Origin of the sequence: Streptomyces sp. HP-A2021 (genome assembly GCF_022807935.1) — a bacterium.
In the GTDB taxonomy this organism is placed as follows: Bacteria; Actinomycetota; Actinomycetes; order Streptomycetales; family Streptomycetaceae; genus Streptomyces; species Streptomyces afghaniensis.
This window is the reverse complement of the sequence record NZ_CP094344.1, coordinates 5570715-5584613: the sequence shown is the minus strand read 5'-3', so window position 1 is coordinate 5584613 and position 13899 is coordinate 5570715. Positions and strand designations below refer to the sequence as shown.

14 protein-coding genes are annotated in these 13899 nt (G+C 71.6%); 8 read left to right on the top strand and 6 right to left on the bottom strand.

Annotated features, from left to right (window positions below; genetic code table 11):
* The first annotated feature begins 63 nt into the window (after nt 1-63).
* From MQE23_RS25330 to MQE23_RS25320, 3 genes are read left to right on the top strand one after another with little or no spacing between them, the layout of a single operon-like run.
* Nucleotides 64-939 (top strand): GNAT family N-acetyltransferase, encoded by an 876-nt coding sequence (locus MQE23_RS25330; protein WP_243380381.1) that lies wholly within the window; start codon nt 64-66, stop codon nt 937-939.
* A 46-nt stretch (nt 940-985) separates the two neighbouring features.
* Nucleotides 986-1627, top strand: a complete 642-nt coding sequence (locus MQE23_RS25325) for a HEAT repeat domain-containing protein (protein ID WP_243380380.1) — start codon at nt 986-988, stop codon at nt 1625-1627.
* 6 nt (nt 1628-1633) lie between these two features.
* Complete coding sequence (locus MQE23_RS25320; RefSeq protein ID WP_243380378.1) at nt 1634-2638, top strand: MerR family transcriptional regulator; 1005 nt, start codon at nt 1634-1636, stop codon at nt 2636-2638.
* A 26-nt stretch (nt 2639-2664) separates the two neighbouring features.
* On the opposite strand, the gene MQE23_RS25315 is transcribed toward MQE23_RS25320, so the two are convergent.
* Both MQE23_RS25315 and MQE23_RS25310 read right to left on the bottom strand, forming a co-directional pair.
* Nucleotides 2665-3330 (bottom strand): pyridoxal 5'-phosphate synthase, encoded by a 666-nt coding sequence (locus MQE23_RS25315; protein ID WP_243380377.1) that lies wholly within the window; start codon nt 3328-3330, stop codon nt 2665-2667.
* Between the two features lie 27 nt (nt 3331-3357).
* Nucleotides 3358-3783 carry a pyridoxamine 5'-phosphate oxidase family protein gene (locus MQE23_RS25310; protein ID WP_020272162.1) on the bottom strand — a complete coding sequence of 142 codons (426 nt, stop codon included), beginning with the start codon at nt 3781-3783 and terminating at the stop codon, nt 3358-3360.
* 250 nt (nt 3784-4033) lie between these two features.
* On the opposite strand from MQE23_RS25310, the gene MQE23_RS25305 reads away from it, so the two are divergent.
* Nucleotides 4034-5233 carry an NAD(P)/FAD-dependent oxidoreductase gene (locus MQE23_RS25305; protein ID WP_243380376.1) on the top strand — a complete coding sequence of 400 codons (1200 nt, stop codon included), beginning with the start codon at nt 4034-4036 and terminating at the stop codon, nt 5231-5233.
* Between the two features lie 59 nt (nt 5234-5292).
* Here MQE23_RS25305 and MQE23_RS25300 read toward each other — a convergent pair whose 3' ends face one another.
* A complete protein-coding gene (locus MQE23_RS25300; RefSeq protein WP_020272164.1) occupies nt 5293-5601 on the bottom strand; it encodes a hypothetical protein in 309 nt (102 codons plus the stop codon).
* Between the two features lie 284 nt (nt 5602-5885).
* Here MQE23_RS25300 and MQE23_RS25295 point away from each other — a divergent pair, with 284 nt between their 5' ends.
* The 3 genes from MQE23_RS25295 (at nt 5886) to MQE23_RS25285 (ending at nt 9613) form a co-directional block, all read left to right on the top strand.
* On the top strand, nt 5886-8114 hold the full coding sequence (locus MQE23_RS25295) for an acetate--CoA ligase family protein (protein WP_243380375.1): 2229 nt from the start codon (nt 5886-5888) through the stop codon (nt 8112-8114).
* Nucleotides 8111-8926: an enoyl-CoA hydratase-related protein gene (locus MQE23_RS25290; protein ID WP_020272167.1), complete on the top strand. Its 816-nt coding sequence runs from the start codon at nt 8111-8113 to the stop codon at nt 8924-8926. The genes MQE23_RS25295 and MQE23_RS25290 overlap by 4 nt, the downstream gene beginning before the upstream one ends.
* Nucleotides 8927-8989: 63 nt before the next feature.
* On the top strand, nt 8990-9613 hold the full coding sequence (locus MQE23_RS25285; protein ID WP_243380373.1) for a flavin reductase family protein: 624 nt from the start codon (nt 8990-8992) through the stop codon (nt 9611-9613).
* A 23-nt stretch (nt 9614-9636) separates the two neighbouring features.
* Here MQE23_RS25285 and MQE23_RS25280 read toward each other — a convergent pair whose 3' ends face one another.
* Together MQE23_RS25280 and MQE23_RS25275 are read right to left on the bottom strand one after the other, a co-directional pair.
* A complete protein-coding gene (locus MQE23_RS25280; protein WP_243382746.1) occupies nt 9637-10152 on the bottom strand; it encodes a hypothetical protein in 516 nt (171 codons plus the stop codon).
* 140 nt (nt 10153-10292) lie between these two features.
* On the bottom strand, nt 10293-11405 hold the full coding sequence (locus MQE23_RS25275) for a methyltransferase (protein ID WP_243380372.1): 1113 nt from the start codon (nt 11403-11405) through the stop codon (nt 10293-10295).
* Between the two features lie 727 nt (nt 11406-12132).
* On the opposite strand from MQE23_RS25275, the gene cutA reads away from it, so the two are divergent.
* Complete coding sequence (cutA, locus tag MQE23_RS25270; protein WP_037668775.1) at nt 12133-12459, top strand: divalent-cation tolerance protein CutA; 327 nt, start codon at nt 12133-12135, stop codon at nt 12457-12459.
* Here cutA and MQE23_RS25265 read toward each other — a convergent pair.
* Complete coding sequence (locus MQE23_RS25265; protein WP_243380371.1) at nt 12456-13763, bottom strand: XRE family transcriptional regulator; 1308 nt, start codon at nt 13761-13763, stop codon at nt 12456-12458. The two genes, cutA and MQE23_RS25265, sit on opposite strands and share 4 nt — an antisense overlap.
* Nucleotides 13764-13899: the final 136 nt, after the last annotated feature.

Here is a 13899-nt window from a genome sequence, read left to right as displayed (position 1 = left end):
GAGCCGAGGGCCCGGGGGCGTAATTCGGAGGTGCCGACCAGGGCGCGGGCGGCACCATGAGACATGCGCACCGACGACTGGCACCTCACCCAGGACCTCGACACCTTCCTGACCCGGGCCGGCGCCTTTCTCCACTCCCAACCGGCACTGCACACGCTCCCGTTGACCGTCACGAACAACCTGCGCACGCGCGGCCCGCACGTCTACGGCGACGGAGTGCCGGAGTTCGGCACGCTGGAACAGGACGGCGCGGTCCGGGCGACGTTCTTCCGCACGCCACCGCACCGGCTGAACCTCACCGTCCTGACGGCCGAGGAGGCCGATGCGCTGGCCGCACGGCTGGCCGCCCTCGGGCAACGCCTGCCCGGCGTGCACGCCGACCGCGACACCGCCGCCGCGTTCGCCGAGGCCTGGCAGCGGCACACGGGCGCCACGGCCATCCTCCGGGAGCGCAACCGGCTCTACCGGCTCGGCACCCTGACCGTGCCCCGTCCCGTGCCGCCCGGCGGCCCCCGCATCGCCGGTGAGGCGGACCGGGAGCACCTCATCCGCTGGCACGACGAGTTCGTCGCAGCCGTCGGCTCGGGCGTCTTCCGGGACGCCGCCGAGTGGGCGGACGCCCGTATCGAGCAGGGCGGCATCACCTTCTGGGAGACGCCCGACGGCACCCCCGCCGCCATGGCCGGAACGACCCCTCAGGTCGCCGGCCAGATCCGCGTCGCCCCGGTCTACACCCCGCCCCACCTGCGCGGCCGAGGCTACGCGGGCGCCGCCACAGCCGAGGTCAGCCGTGCCGCCCTGGCCGCCGGAGCGCAGGAGGTGCTCCTCTTCACGGACCTGTCGAACCCGACCAGCAACGGCCTGTACCAGCGGATCGGCTACCGGCCGGTGGCGGACTTCGCGGTGTACGACTTCACGGGACCGGCCGTACCCGCTTGACCTTGCCACGGTGACAAGGCCTTCACTGTGCCGAGGAGGTGGTCCCATGTTGAAGGATCTCCAGTGCCTGGAGGACAGCAACTCGTCCGTGCGGCTGCGGGCGGCGCTGGCCGTCGGCACGGACCCCGACCCGCGGTTCATCGGCAAGCTCATCGAACGGTGCGCGGTCGAGCCGGAGTTCTTCGTCCGCGACATGCTCACGTGGGCGCTCACCCGCCACCCGGCGTCGACGACGGTCCCCGAGCTTCTAGGACAACTCCGCTCGGAGCGTGCGCAGGCACGGAGCCAGGCGTTGCACACGCTGTCCAAGATCGGGGATCGGCAGGCGTGGCCGGCGATCACACGGGCATTGTTGACCGACACCGAGGACGAGGTGGCCCGGAGCGCCTGGCGGGCAGCGGTCGTTCTCGTGCCGGAAGGCGAAGAGCCGGAACTGGCCGGCGTGCTGGCGACACAGCTCGGGCGCGGTGAGCGTGCGACGCGGCTGAGCCTCAGCCGGGCGCTGATCGCGCTCGGTGAGGTGATCACGCCGGCCTTGCGCGACGCGATGACGGACCCCGACCCCCGCGTGCGTGCGCACGCGCTCGCCACGGAACGGCTGTTGCGCGACCCGGATGCCGGCTTCGAGAGCGCGATCGAGGAGGCGAAGCGCGTCGTGGCTCTCGGCACGACCCGCCGGGAAGGGTGACGGTAGGTGTTGATCGGTGATGTGGCACGGCGGTCCGGGGTCAGCGCCCGCATGCTCAGGCATTACGAGTCGCTCGGCCTGGTGCGGCCGACGGGCCGTACCGATGCCGGCTATCGCGAGTACTCCGGCGAGGACGTCCGGCGGATCTTCCACATCGAGAGCCTGCGGTCACTGGGGCTGTCGCTGCGTGAGGTCAAGCGCGCGCTCGACGATCCCGGCTTCACGCCATCGGAGCTCGTCGACGACCTCGTGCGCCAGACGCGGGAACGCATCGCGGCCGAGACGGAGCTGCTCACGCGACTCCACAGGATCGGTGCCGCGGAACCCGCCGGCTGGGAGGACGTCCTCCGGGTCGTCGCGCTCCTGCAGGGGTTGGGGTCGAAGAGCGCGGGGGCGCGTCAACGCGCGGCCCTGTCCTCGGTCGACGAGGTTCCGGTGCCGGTGGAAGCACTGGTCGAGGCAGTGCTGGGCGAGTCGGACCCGAACGTCGCCGGAGCCCTCCGGTGGGCTTTGGCGCACTCGGGCGACGGCGGACTGGCGCTGCTGGCGCAGGGCCTCGGCTCACCGGCCGCCGAGGTGCGCAAACGCGCCGTCCAGTCCATCGCCGAGATTCCGGGCGGTGAGGCGACCGCACTGCTGCGGGACGCCCTCGCGAACCCCGACGTCGCGGTCCGCAGGTATGCGGCTTCGGCACTCGGGGCACGTGGGGTGGCCGACGCCGTCCCGACGCTCATCGACATGATCGTCGAGGAGGCGAACGACGTCGACGCGGCCGATGCGCTGAGCGCGCTGGCGAGTCGTCCCGCGTTGGCGGATCGGATCGCCACCGGACTCGTCGGCCGCCTCGCCCACGACACCGTCGACTCCTCCGCACGCCGACGGCTGACCCAGGCGCTCGCGGACATCCCGGGAAGCACGGCGTCACGTGCCCTCGCAGATCTGTCCCATGACGAGGACCGTGCCGTCGCGCTCACTGCCGAGTACATCCTCGGGATACGCGACTCCCGATGACGACGCGCGCGCCGGCCCAGGTCCGTTCACGGCCACAGCAGTTCCCGCGTCCACTCCTCCCCTGTGCTCCGGTAGCGGAGCCGTACGTGCCGCCGTGCCGCGTCTCCCTGGAAGAACTCCACCTCGTCCGGCCGCAGCCGGTACAGGGTCCAGGACGCCACGGGAGCCTCCGGCTCGTTCCGGGCCCGCTCCCACGCCGCCTCGGACGCCCGCGTCAGCTCCTCCACGGAGCCCAGGATCTCGCTCTGGCGGCCGGTCAGCGCCGCGGCCAGGGCGCCCGTCGAGCGGGCGTGGAGGTCGCCCTGGGCCTCCTTCGACGGGGCGGCCGACACCGGGCCGCGGACCCGTACCTGCCGGCCCAGGACCGGCCAGTAGAAGCAGAGCGCGGCGTACGGACGGGCGCTGAGGTGGCGGCCCTTGCGGCTCCCGGCGTGGGACGCGAAGGACCAGCCGGTCTCGTCGGCGCCGTGCAGCATCACGATCCGTACGTCGGGCAGGCCGGACTCGTCGGAGGTCGCCAGCGACACGGTGTGCGGCTCGGTCTGCCCGGCCGCCACCACCGCCGCGAACCACTCGGCGAAGAGCGGCAGCGGGGTGTCCGGGGCGGTCGTCGGGTCGAAGGGGGGCAGTTGAGTGACCTGCGGGTCCCAGACCCGCAGTGACCTCAGCAGCTCGTGAAGATCCGTTGCCATGCCCCGATTGTCACCCCGGAGGGCGTCTCACACCTGCCCGAGGTCCGACGACACCCACCGCTCCGGCCTCATCCGCAGCACCAGCTGTTCTCCGTGGTTCTTCCAGGAGAAGTCGACGTAGCCGTCGACCTTGTCGGCCGGCAGGTAGCGCGCCGACATCTCGCGGAGCTGGTCGAGGGTGGCGGGGGCCGTGTCGACGACCGGGCCCTCCACCGACACGTACCGGATCGTCGGCTCCAGCCGGTCCACCATCAGGGAGAACCGGCCCGCCGCGCTGATCAGCCCGTACTTGCGGGAGTCGAGGGCCGTCAGGATCCAGATGTCGCCGCCGGGCTCGTACTGGTACCAGATGGGCACGGTCAGCGGCGCACGGCCAGGCCCCGCGTCGACGGCGAGTGCGGCGATGTGGGGCTCGGCCAGGAACTGTTCGCGCTCTTCACGGGTCAGGGCCATTCCGGTCTCCTTCGCGGGGCATTCCGGTCTCCGCCGACGTCATCTCTGCGTCGACGTCCTCTCAACACCGGCTCCAGGGGCGGGTGTTCCGCCGCGAGGGCCAATTCGTCAGGAACGATCACCGGCTCGTCACAACCGGACCCGCTACGCCACCGGCTCCACCCCGTCCCCCTACAGCCGTGACCAATCCGAAACCAATTCCGGTCTTGACCGAGACCCATCAAGCGGGCCCGTGGCTACGCTCCCGCTCATGGCCGACTCCGCACCCCCCACACACTCCCCGGCACACCCCGCACCCGACCGCCCCGTCTACGTCATCGGCGGCGGCCCCGGCGGACTGTCCGCCGCGTACGCGCTGCGGGCCCGGGGCATACGGGCCGTCGTCCTGGAGAAGTCCGACCGCGTCGGGGCGTCCTGGCGTGGCCACTACGACCGGCTGCACCTGCACACCACCCGTCGCCTGTCGTCCCTGCCCGGGCTGCCGATGCCGCGCCGGTTCGGGCGGTGGGTGTCCCGGGACAACGTGGTGCGGTACCTGGAGAAGTACGCCGAGCACCACCGGCTCGAGATCGTCACCGGCGTCGAGGTGTCCCGCATCGAGCGCGCGCCCGACGGCACCGGCTGGCTGCTGCACGCCACCGGGGGCCGGGAACTGACCGGTGCGGCGGTCGTCGTCGCAACCGGCTACAACCACACGCCCCGCGTGCCCGACTGGCCCGGCCGCGACACCTACACCGGCGAGTTGCTGCACGCCTCCGCCTACCGCAACGCCGAGCCCTTCGCGGGCCGCGAGGTCCTGGTCGTGGGCGCCGGCAACACGGGCGCCGAGATCGCCGTGGACCTGGCGGACGGCGGCGCCCGGGTACGGCTGTCCATCCGCACCGTCCCGCACATCGTGCGCCGCTCGACCGCCGGATGGGCCGCGCAGTACTCGGGCGTCATGGCCCGGCACCTGCCGGTCGGCCTGGTCGACCGGATGGCCCGGCAGCTGGGCAGACTGAGCGTGCCCGATCTGTCCGCCCACGGCCTGCCGCGCCCCGACACCGGCCTCTACACCCGGGTCACCGAGGGAGCCGTACCCGTCCAGGACGTCGGTCTGATCGACGCCGTGCGCAAGGGCAGGGTGCAGGTCGTCGCGGCCGTGGAGGGCTTCGAGGACGGCAAGGTCGTCCTCACCGACGGCACCCGCCTCTCCCCGGACGCCGTCGTCGCGGCCACCGGCTACACCCGGGCCCTGGAGGACCTCGTCGGCCACCTAGGCGTACTCGACGCCCGCGGGAGGCCCGTCACCCAGGGCCCCCGCAGCCCGCGTACCGCCCCCGGCCTGTACTTCACCGGCTTCACCAACCCGATCAGCGGCATGTTCCGCGAGATGGCGATCGACGCAGTGAAGATCGCGAAGGCCATCGCGCGGGACGGTTCGGGGAGGGCGTCGCGACTGCCGGGCTAGTACGGCACCGCACGGGCGGGCGCGGGGACACCAGAGGCGATGAGGGCGTCTCGGGCGGACTAGGCCGAGAACGACCCCGCGCCGCCCGGCACATGCGTCCCGTACCCGGGCTGTACCACCAGTGAGGGGCCGAGACAGAACGGGTTGCCGTAGACCTTTACCGGCTTGTCCGTGAGGTTCGACAGCACATGGGCGGCTGTGGGCAGTTGCCGGCAGCCCGCCGGGTCCCGGTAGACGTCCAGCGGCTGCGCCTCGGTGGAGAAGACCACGACGTCACCCGACGCCGCAGCCTGCGCGGCCCCTGCCAGACCCATCACCGAACAGGCCGCGACCAGGGAAACAAGAATGGCTTTCGCTCGCACGATCATCCTTTGCCACTGACGCTCCCGCTCCGATCGCGGGCTCGCTCCAGTGCTATCGCGCATACACCTTCACGGCCCATCCGATCCAATCCCGTTCACCCGATCAGCCCACACGTCCGGGCTCGGTCTGTGCGTCGGGCACTTCCGGCCCACCCGCTCCCGGCGTGCGCGGACGTCCGGCGCGCCCGGCGGCAACTTCTCCCGCTCACAACCATTCCTGACATCACGTCAGTTCAGATAATCTGACAGAGCGTCAGTTAGCGGCTGTCTCACAGGAGCGGGCGGAAACGATGCTTGGATCGACCCACGGCACCCTCACCACCGACTCCCGCCGGACCCGGGCCATCGCCTGTGGCGAGCGGTCCGGGCCCGCCGTGCACGGCAGGCCGGCCCGGACGGGAGACCTCGACGTCAGCGGGCGTCCGCTGCACGCGGACGTGCCCGACCTGGACCGTTTCTTCCGCCCGCAGTCCGTCGCCGTGATCGGCGCGTCCGACGCCGAGGGGCGCCCGAACACCGGCATCACACGGCAACTGGCCGACTGGGCGGAACGGGTCGGGGCCCGGCTGTATCCGGTGCATCCGAGCCGCCCGGCCGTCTTCGGCATGCCCTGCTGCCCTTCCGTCGCCGGCCTGCCCGAGCAGGTCGATCTGGCCGTGGTGCTGGTCGGCGACCCCCTCCCGGTGGTCGAGGAACTGGCCGAGGCCAAGGCACGGTTCGCGGTCGTCTTCGCCTCCGGGTTCGCGGAGACCGGGCCGGAGGGCGAGGCCGCCCAACGGCGACTGACCGCCGCCGTCGGGCGGTCCGGGATGCGGCTGCTGGGCCCCAACACCAACCTCAACGCCTTCGAGCGGTTCCGTGCCGACCTTCAGGGCCCGGCGATCGCGCTGATCACCCAGTCCGGTCACCAGGGCCGCCCCGTCTTCGCCCTCCAGGAACTCGGCATCCGGCTCTCCCACTGGGCGCCCACCGGCAACGAGGCCGACCTGGAGAGCGCCGACTTCCTCTCCTACTTCGCCGAGCAGCCCGAGGTCGGCGCCATCGCCTGCTACCTGGAGGGGCTGAAGGACGGCCGCTCCTTCCTGCTCGCCGCCGACCGGGCCGCCCGGCGCGGCGTGCCGGTCGTCGCGGTCAAGGTGGGCCGCACCGAGACCGGCGCCCGCACGGCCGCCTCCCACACCGGCAAACTGACGGGCGCCGACGCCGTGGTGGACGCGGCCCTGCGCCAGTACGGCGTGATCCGCGTCGACGGGCTCGACGAACTCCAGGACACCGCCGCCCTGCTGGCCCGGGCCCGCCCGCCGCGCGCCGACGGGGTCGTCGTCTACTCGATCTCCGGCGGCACGGGCGCGCACGTCGCCGACCTGGCGACGGAGGCGGGCCTGCGGCTGCCGGTCCTGTCCGAGGCCAAACAGGCCGAGCTGCACCAGTGGATACCCGAGTACCTGAGCGTCGCCAACCCCGTCGACAACGGCGGTCACCCGGTCGGCGACCAGCGCGGCCGGAAGATCATCGACGCGATCCTCGACGACCCCGAGGTGGGCGTGCTCGTCTGCCCGATCAGCGGGCCGTTCCCCCCGCTCAGCGACCGGCTCGTCCGGGACCTGGTGGAGGCGGCGGAGCAGACGGACAAGCTGGTGTGCGTGGTGTGGGGCTCGCCGGTCGGCACCGAGCCGGCCTACCGCGAGGTCCTGCTCGGCTCCTCCCGCGTGGCCACCTTCCGCACGGTCGGCAACTGCCTCACCGCCGTCCGCGCCTACCTCGGCCACCACCGCTTCACGACCGGCTACCGCTCCCCCTTCGACGAGGCCCCGCGCACCCCCTCCCCCTCCTACCGCAAGGCCCAGGCGCTGATGCGGCCCGGCGAGCAGCTGAGCGAGCACGCGGCGAAGCAACTGCTGCGGGCGTACGGCATCCGCGTGCCGCGCGAGCAGTTGGTGACCAGCGCGGCGGCGGCCGTCCGGGCGGCGGGGCTGGTGGGCTACCCGGTGGTGATGAAGGCCTCGGGCGCCCGGATCGCCCACAAGACCGAACTGGGCCTCGTGAAGATCGGGCTCACCTCGGCGAGCCAGGTCCGCGACGCCTACCGGGAGCTGACCGACATCGCCCGCTACGAGGAAGTCCCGCTGGACGGCGTACTGGTCTGCCAGATGGTCGAGCACGGCGTCGAGATGGTCGTCGGTGTCACGCACGACGACCTGTTCGGGCCGACCGTGACCGTCGGGCTCGGCGGGGTCCTCGTCGAGGTCCTGCGCGACACCGCCGTAGGGGTGCCGCCGTTCGGTGAGGAACAGGCGCGGGACATGCTCGACGGGCTGCGCGGGCGGGCTCTGCTCGACGGGGTCCGGGGGCGGCCACCGGCGGATCTGGACGCACTCGTCGAGGTCGTCCTGCGCGCCCAGCGCATGGCACTGGAACTCGGGGACCAGCTGGCCGAGCTGGACATCAACCCGCTCATGGTCCTGCCCCAGGGGCAGGGCGCGGTGGCGCTGGACGCGCTGGCGGTGTGCAGCCGATGACGGACCCCGCCGTTCCGCACACGGGTGACCACGTCCGGCACACGACGGGCGACCACGTCCTGTCCATCACCCTCAACCGGCCCGAGGCCCTCAACGCCCTCACGCCCGCCCAGCGGGACGAGATCGTCCGGCTGCTGTCGGAGGCGTCCGCGTCGGCGGACGTACGAGCGATCGTGCTCACGGGAACGGGGCGCGGCTTCTGCGCCGGCGCGGACCTCCGCGCCACCGCCACCACGACCGCCGCACCCGCCGCCGGAGATGTCGCACGCACCCTCCGCACCGGCGCCCAGCGCCTGATCGCCGCCGTCCTGGACTGCGAGAAGCCGGTGATCGCGGCGGTCAATGGCACGGCGGCCGGGCTCGGCGCGCATCTGGCGTTCGCCTGCGACCTGGTCCTGGCCGCCGAATCGGCCCGCTTCATCGAGGTGTTCGTACGACGCGGCCTGGTACCGGACGCCGGCGGCGCCTACCTCCTCCCCCGTCTCATCGGCCCGCAGCGCGCCAAGGAGCTGATGTTCTTCGGCGACGCGCTCACGTCGGCCGACGCGGAGCGGCTGGGGCTGGTGAACCGGGTCGTCCCGGACGCCGACCTGGACAAGACGGCCCGTGCCTGGGCCGAACGCCTCGCCACCGGCCCGACCCGCGCCCTCGCCCTGACCAAGCAGCTCGTCAACGCCTCCCTCGACGCCGACCGAGCCACCGCCTTCGCCGCAGAGGCCGCCGCGCAGGAGATCAACATGACGACGGCGGACGCACAGGAGGGCGTACGGAGCTTCGTGGAGCGGCGGAGCCCCGCGTACCGGGGCCACTGACCGCACATGGGCCACCGACCACCCTTCCCATCTGACGATGCGTCAGCTTGAATGGCAGGTGTGATGGGACAAGCAGGAATGGCCGAAGCCGCCGTCCGCTACCTCAGGTCGGTCCGCACACCCGCCCCGCAGCCCGTCGAAGCGCTGCCGCGCCCCGATCTGAGGTGCGTCGGCGAGGACGAGCGCGCTCCTGTCGACCCGGCGGAGTTCCGCCGCGTCCTGGGAAACTTCGCGACGGGCGTTGCCGTGATCACGGCACCACCGGCGGCCACCACCCCCGGCAACTCCCCCGCCGGCTTCGCCTGCCAGTCCTTCACGTCCCTCTCCCTCGACCCGCCGCTGGTCGCCTTCATGGTCGGCCGCAGGTCGACGACCTGGCCGCGTATCGCCCGGGCCGGGGTGTTCTGCGTGAACGTCCTGGGAGCCCACCAGACCGAACTGTGCCGCGCCTTCGCGGTGAGCGGCGCGGACAAGTTCGCGGGGGTGGCGTACGACGCGGCGCCGGTGTCCGGCTCGCCGCGCCTGTCGGGTGCCGTCGCCTGGATCGACTGCGCGATCCACGCCGTCCACACCGGCGGGGACCACCTCATCGTGGTCGGCCGGGTGGACGCCCTCGGCACGGCGGCGGACGATCCGGAGGGACCGCTGCTCTTCCACCGTGGGCGGTTCGCGCGGCTGTCGGACTGAGTCGGCGGGCACCACCGTAGGGGTTATGCCTGTCCCCGTGCCCGGTGCCGTTTTGCGTACGACCAGGTCACCGCGGTCATCAGGGCCGGGATGGCGAACAGCGGGGCGAAAGCGAACCCCCAGACGGTCTGTGCCGTACCGCTCGACATGTACGTCTGGCTCTCGGCGGTGAAAGCGACCACGAGTTGCCACAGTGCCACCAGGACCAGGACGCCCGAGCCGGTCCAGGCCAGCGGGGCGAGGACCCTGGGGTGCAGCGGCCTCCATCGGTCGCTGACGAGCAGCAGCGGAAACAGAGCGGCCAGCTCAGTGAGCACGGAGAGGCCGATGACGTATGCGATGCCCCAGCCCGGGATGTCGAAGACGTCGCGCAGCACTCGGTCGCTGTAGCCCACATGGACGCCGGATGCCATGGCGATGCGCCACAGGCCGGACGGGACCGCGCACAGAGCGATGGCGTGGGCGGCGCGGCGAGCCCAGACAGGCGCAGGTGCGGAGGCGGCGGGGAGAGGGGCGGTCGCTGTCGTCATGACCCACATGCTGGCCCTGGACATGGCGGCCACGCTTCGTCCGCTACGGCGAACCGTATCCGCCCTGCGGATGAGGGGGCACCCGCTGAGGGAGGACCTCACCTTCAACAGCCGCTCCGTCGTCCAGAAGGGCTTCCGGTCGGCACGGATCAGGGGACGGCCAGCCGCCACAGTGACGTGACCTCGGCGGCCCGCGCGGCGTGCAGCGGATCGTGCCTGTCACGCACGCGGGCGTGGCGCGGGCGCGTGTCCAGACGGTCGACGATCCGTAGCCCCGCCGCCTCTATGGCGGTCAGCAGCTCGGCCCGGGTGCGCAGCCCGAGGCGCTCCGCCAGGTCGGACAGGACGAGCCAGCCCTCACCGCCCGGTTCCAGCCGGCCGGCGAGTCCGTCGAGAAAGCCGTGCAGCATGCCGCCGCCCGCGTCGTAGACGCCGAGGTCGAGGTCGGAGGCGGGACGCGCGGGAATCCAGGGCGGGTTGCAGACGACGAGGTGCGCGCGCCCTTCCGGGTACAGGCCTGGCCCGGCGACGCGGACCGTCCCGCCGAACCCCAACCGCCGTACGTTGTCCCAGGCACACGCCCGCGCCCGCGCGCTGACGTCCGTGGCCACGACCTGCCGGACACCCCGCCGGGCCAGGACGGCGGCGAGCACACCGGTGCCCGTGCCCAGGTCGAACGCCGCACGCACGCCAGGGGGCAACGGCGCCCGCGCGACCAGGTCGACGTACTCACTCCTCGTCGGCGCGAACACCCCGTAGTGCGGGTGGATCCGAGCGTTAAGCGCCGGTACGTGCACGCCGTTCTCCCGCCACTCCCGGGCACTGATCACGCCCAACAGCTCGGTCAGGGCGACGGCCACCGGACCATCGGACGGCCCGTACGCCTCGACACACGCCCGGCTCACATCGGGCGCCCGGCGCAGCGCCAGTGTGTGGTCCTCCTCCAGCAGGACGAGCAACTTCCCGAGCACGCGCGCGCGGTGGGCGCGGAACCGGCGGTACAGGCGAAAGGACTCGGCCGGCGTCCCTGCCGCACCGGGCGCGGCACGACCGATCCGACGGTCCATCGCGCGCAACAACTGCCGCGCGTTGTAATAATCCCCGCGCCACAACAACGCGGTGCCCTCGCAGGCCAGACGGTAGGCGACGGCGGCCCTCATCCGGTCGTCGGCGACGACGCCCCGACGGGGCAGGGGCAGCCCGGACTCAGAGTGCCAGCGGGCGGAACGGGCTTGAGCCTCGATCCAGCGGATCGTGGACACGGCAAACTCCTCGGAAGGTCGAGCGTGAACGAACCTGCGACGTCACGACGACCACGTCACCGAGAACCATGCCGAGCGTCATCAACGGACCTTCCGAGAGGCGAGTCGGGTGATCCCAGGATAGGCCCAGCCCCTGAACCCACCCACCGATACCACCGCTCGGCCCACCCACCGATCGCCGCCTGACCCACCCGGCGTGCATGCGAGACGCAACCGCGCACACCCCATCGTCGAGCGACCACTCAGCCGACCCACGAGGCCCGACGGCCCCTGGCCACCCGCCTCTCCGGGCCGCCCGCTCGCTTCTTCCACGTGCTGGAACGGCCTGGATCAAGGGTGGCCCGCAGGGCCATCGCCGAAGGCGACGCGAAGCGCCCTTGAGGCAGGCCGTGGAAGCACGACACTGACCAGGAAGCCGGCGGCTTCCACGGTTCCGTAGAAACGTACGGGACGAGAAATCCCCTCCACGTCCTGGCAGAAAGATGCCACGTGGCTTCGACAGCGTGAACTGGCCCGCATGTCAGTGGGTTTCGGCTCCACTTGCCGACCGGTGTTTTTCAGCTGCGAGTCGACGGACGGAAGCCCCGACCCGGATCCTGGCCCGCCTGGCCCGCTCTCGGCCAGGCAGGATCCGAGCCGCCGCCAATATCCCTGAGCTCCCTTGCCCCGTACTGCGCAGCCAGTCCCGAGCCTCAACGAACAGGTGCCTGATCGCTACGCTCACGGCATGACTGAGTTTGTACAGGTGTCGACCGCCACGCCGGAACGTCAGCAGGCTGTAGAACTCGCCAAGGGAGCAGTCCAGGGGCGGCTTGCCGCCGGTTCGCAGATCATCGGCCCGGTGGGGTCGGTGTTCTGGCACCTGGGCGAGTTCGGTGAAGGGGAGGAGTGGCGGCTGCTGGTCACCACGACGCGCGAGCGCTACCCGGAGCTGGAGAAGTATCTGCTCGAGAACCACCCGTGGGACAATCCCGAGCTGCTCGCGGTGCCGATCGCCAACGGAGCACCCCGGTGTCTCCAGTGGATCAAGGACAGCGTCGCCCCGGCGAACTAGGCCGTGGCCCTCTTCAGCACGTCCTGAACGACGCCCAAACCCTGGTGCTGCCGCAACTGGTCCAGCACCGGGGCAAGGCGCTGCCGGGGACGCACGGAAGCGACTCCGATGGACAGGTCCAGGGCGCGGTTCGTCACGGCCGCGGCCTCCCCCACCTCGCCGGCTGCCAGGTAGGCGTCGGCCAGCCATGACAGGTACAGGGCCTTGTCTCGAGCGTGGTGGTCGTCGTACCGGTCGAGCGCCCGGGTGAGCACCGGTACAGCCCGCAGAGGACGGCGAAGCTCTGTCCAGCAGCGGCCGGTCATGATGTCCAGCTCGGTCTCGTCGACCCAGGCCGCCCAGTCCCGCTCAGGCTCTCCGTTCTGCCGCTCGTCCAGGGCATACCTTGCGGCGTCCAAAGCCTGTTCGACACGGTGTGGCTGGCCCGCGATGGCACAGGCCCAGGCCATCCGCTCGTGGAGCAGAGCGCGCACGCTGGACGGAGTGGTGGGGGTGATGGTGGAGCAGCTGGTTGCGGCCATCTCGACCGCCACGTTCCGGTCAGCGGCCTGATAAGCGAGGAACGCGTACGCGTTGGCGAGGAGATCGGCGTCGCCTGCTTCACGGGCGGCGTGCTGACTCTCCTCGTACAGGCTCTCGGCCTGAGTCTGCTGTCCCCCGTCGAAGGCTGCCCAACCGGCCTGTTGGGCCTGCTCGGCGAGCAGTGAGACGGTGCCACGGCGAGACTCCGGGGTGAAGACGGAGTCCCGCAGGAGGGCCTTGGTGGCCTGGTACTCGCCCAGGTAGACGCGGTAGGTGTCGCCACCGCCCAGCGTTTCGTCGAGACGCCGCAGCCGGGCCGCGCGGCGCCGCATCCGTACGACGTCCTCCACGGAGACGTGCTTGGGCTCCGGCGGTCTCGTCAGGGCGGGGAAAGCAGCGGCCAGGCCCGTGGAGGTGGCGGCTTGGAGGACGGTTCTGCGGCGCAAGCTCGGTGGTCCCATCTGTGGGTCGTTCGCGTGCGCGGGAAGCTCGCTGCTCTCCCACGGGCGGGGAGCAAGGCCGACCATGTGCCCAGGGATACGCAACGCGTCCGCGATCTGCAAGATCTTGTCGAATGTGGTGATCGTGCCCTGTCCCTTGGCGAGCGTGCCGACCCGATCCGGCTTGATGTCGCACTCAGCGGCGATGCGGGAGTAGCTGATCCCCGCATGGCTTTTCGCCCGCCGGAACACCGTCCCGAAATCGTGTGTCTCCAGCGCTCGGCGCATCTCCTCGTCGTTGAGGAGCTCCCGGGGCAGCGCGGTCGGTGGCTCTTGAATCATGCGTGCACTTCCTGCTCGCCTGAGTCTGCGGCATGTTTCCTGGGGGCCTGTACCCATCATGGGTATACCGCGCCACGGGAGGTGCGCTCTTCGCGAGAAATCCATTCTGGACGCGAAGAGCCCCGGCGGCCACCGT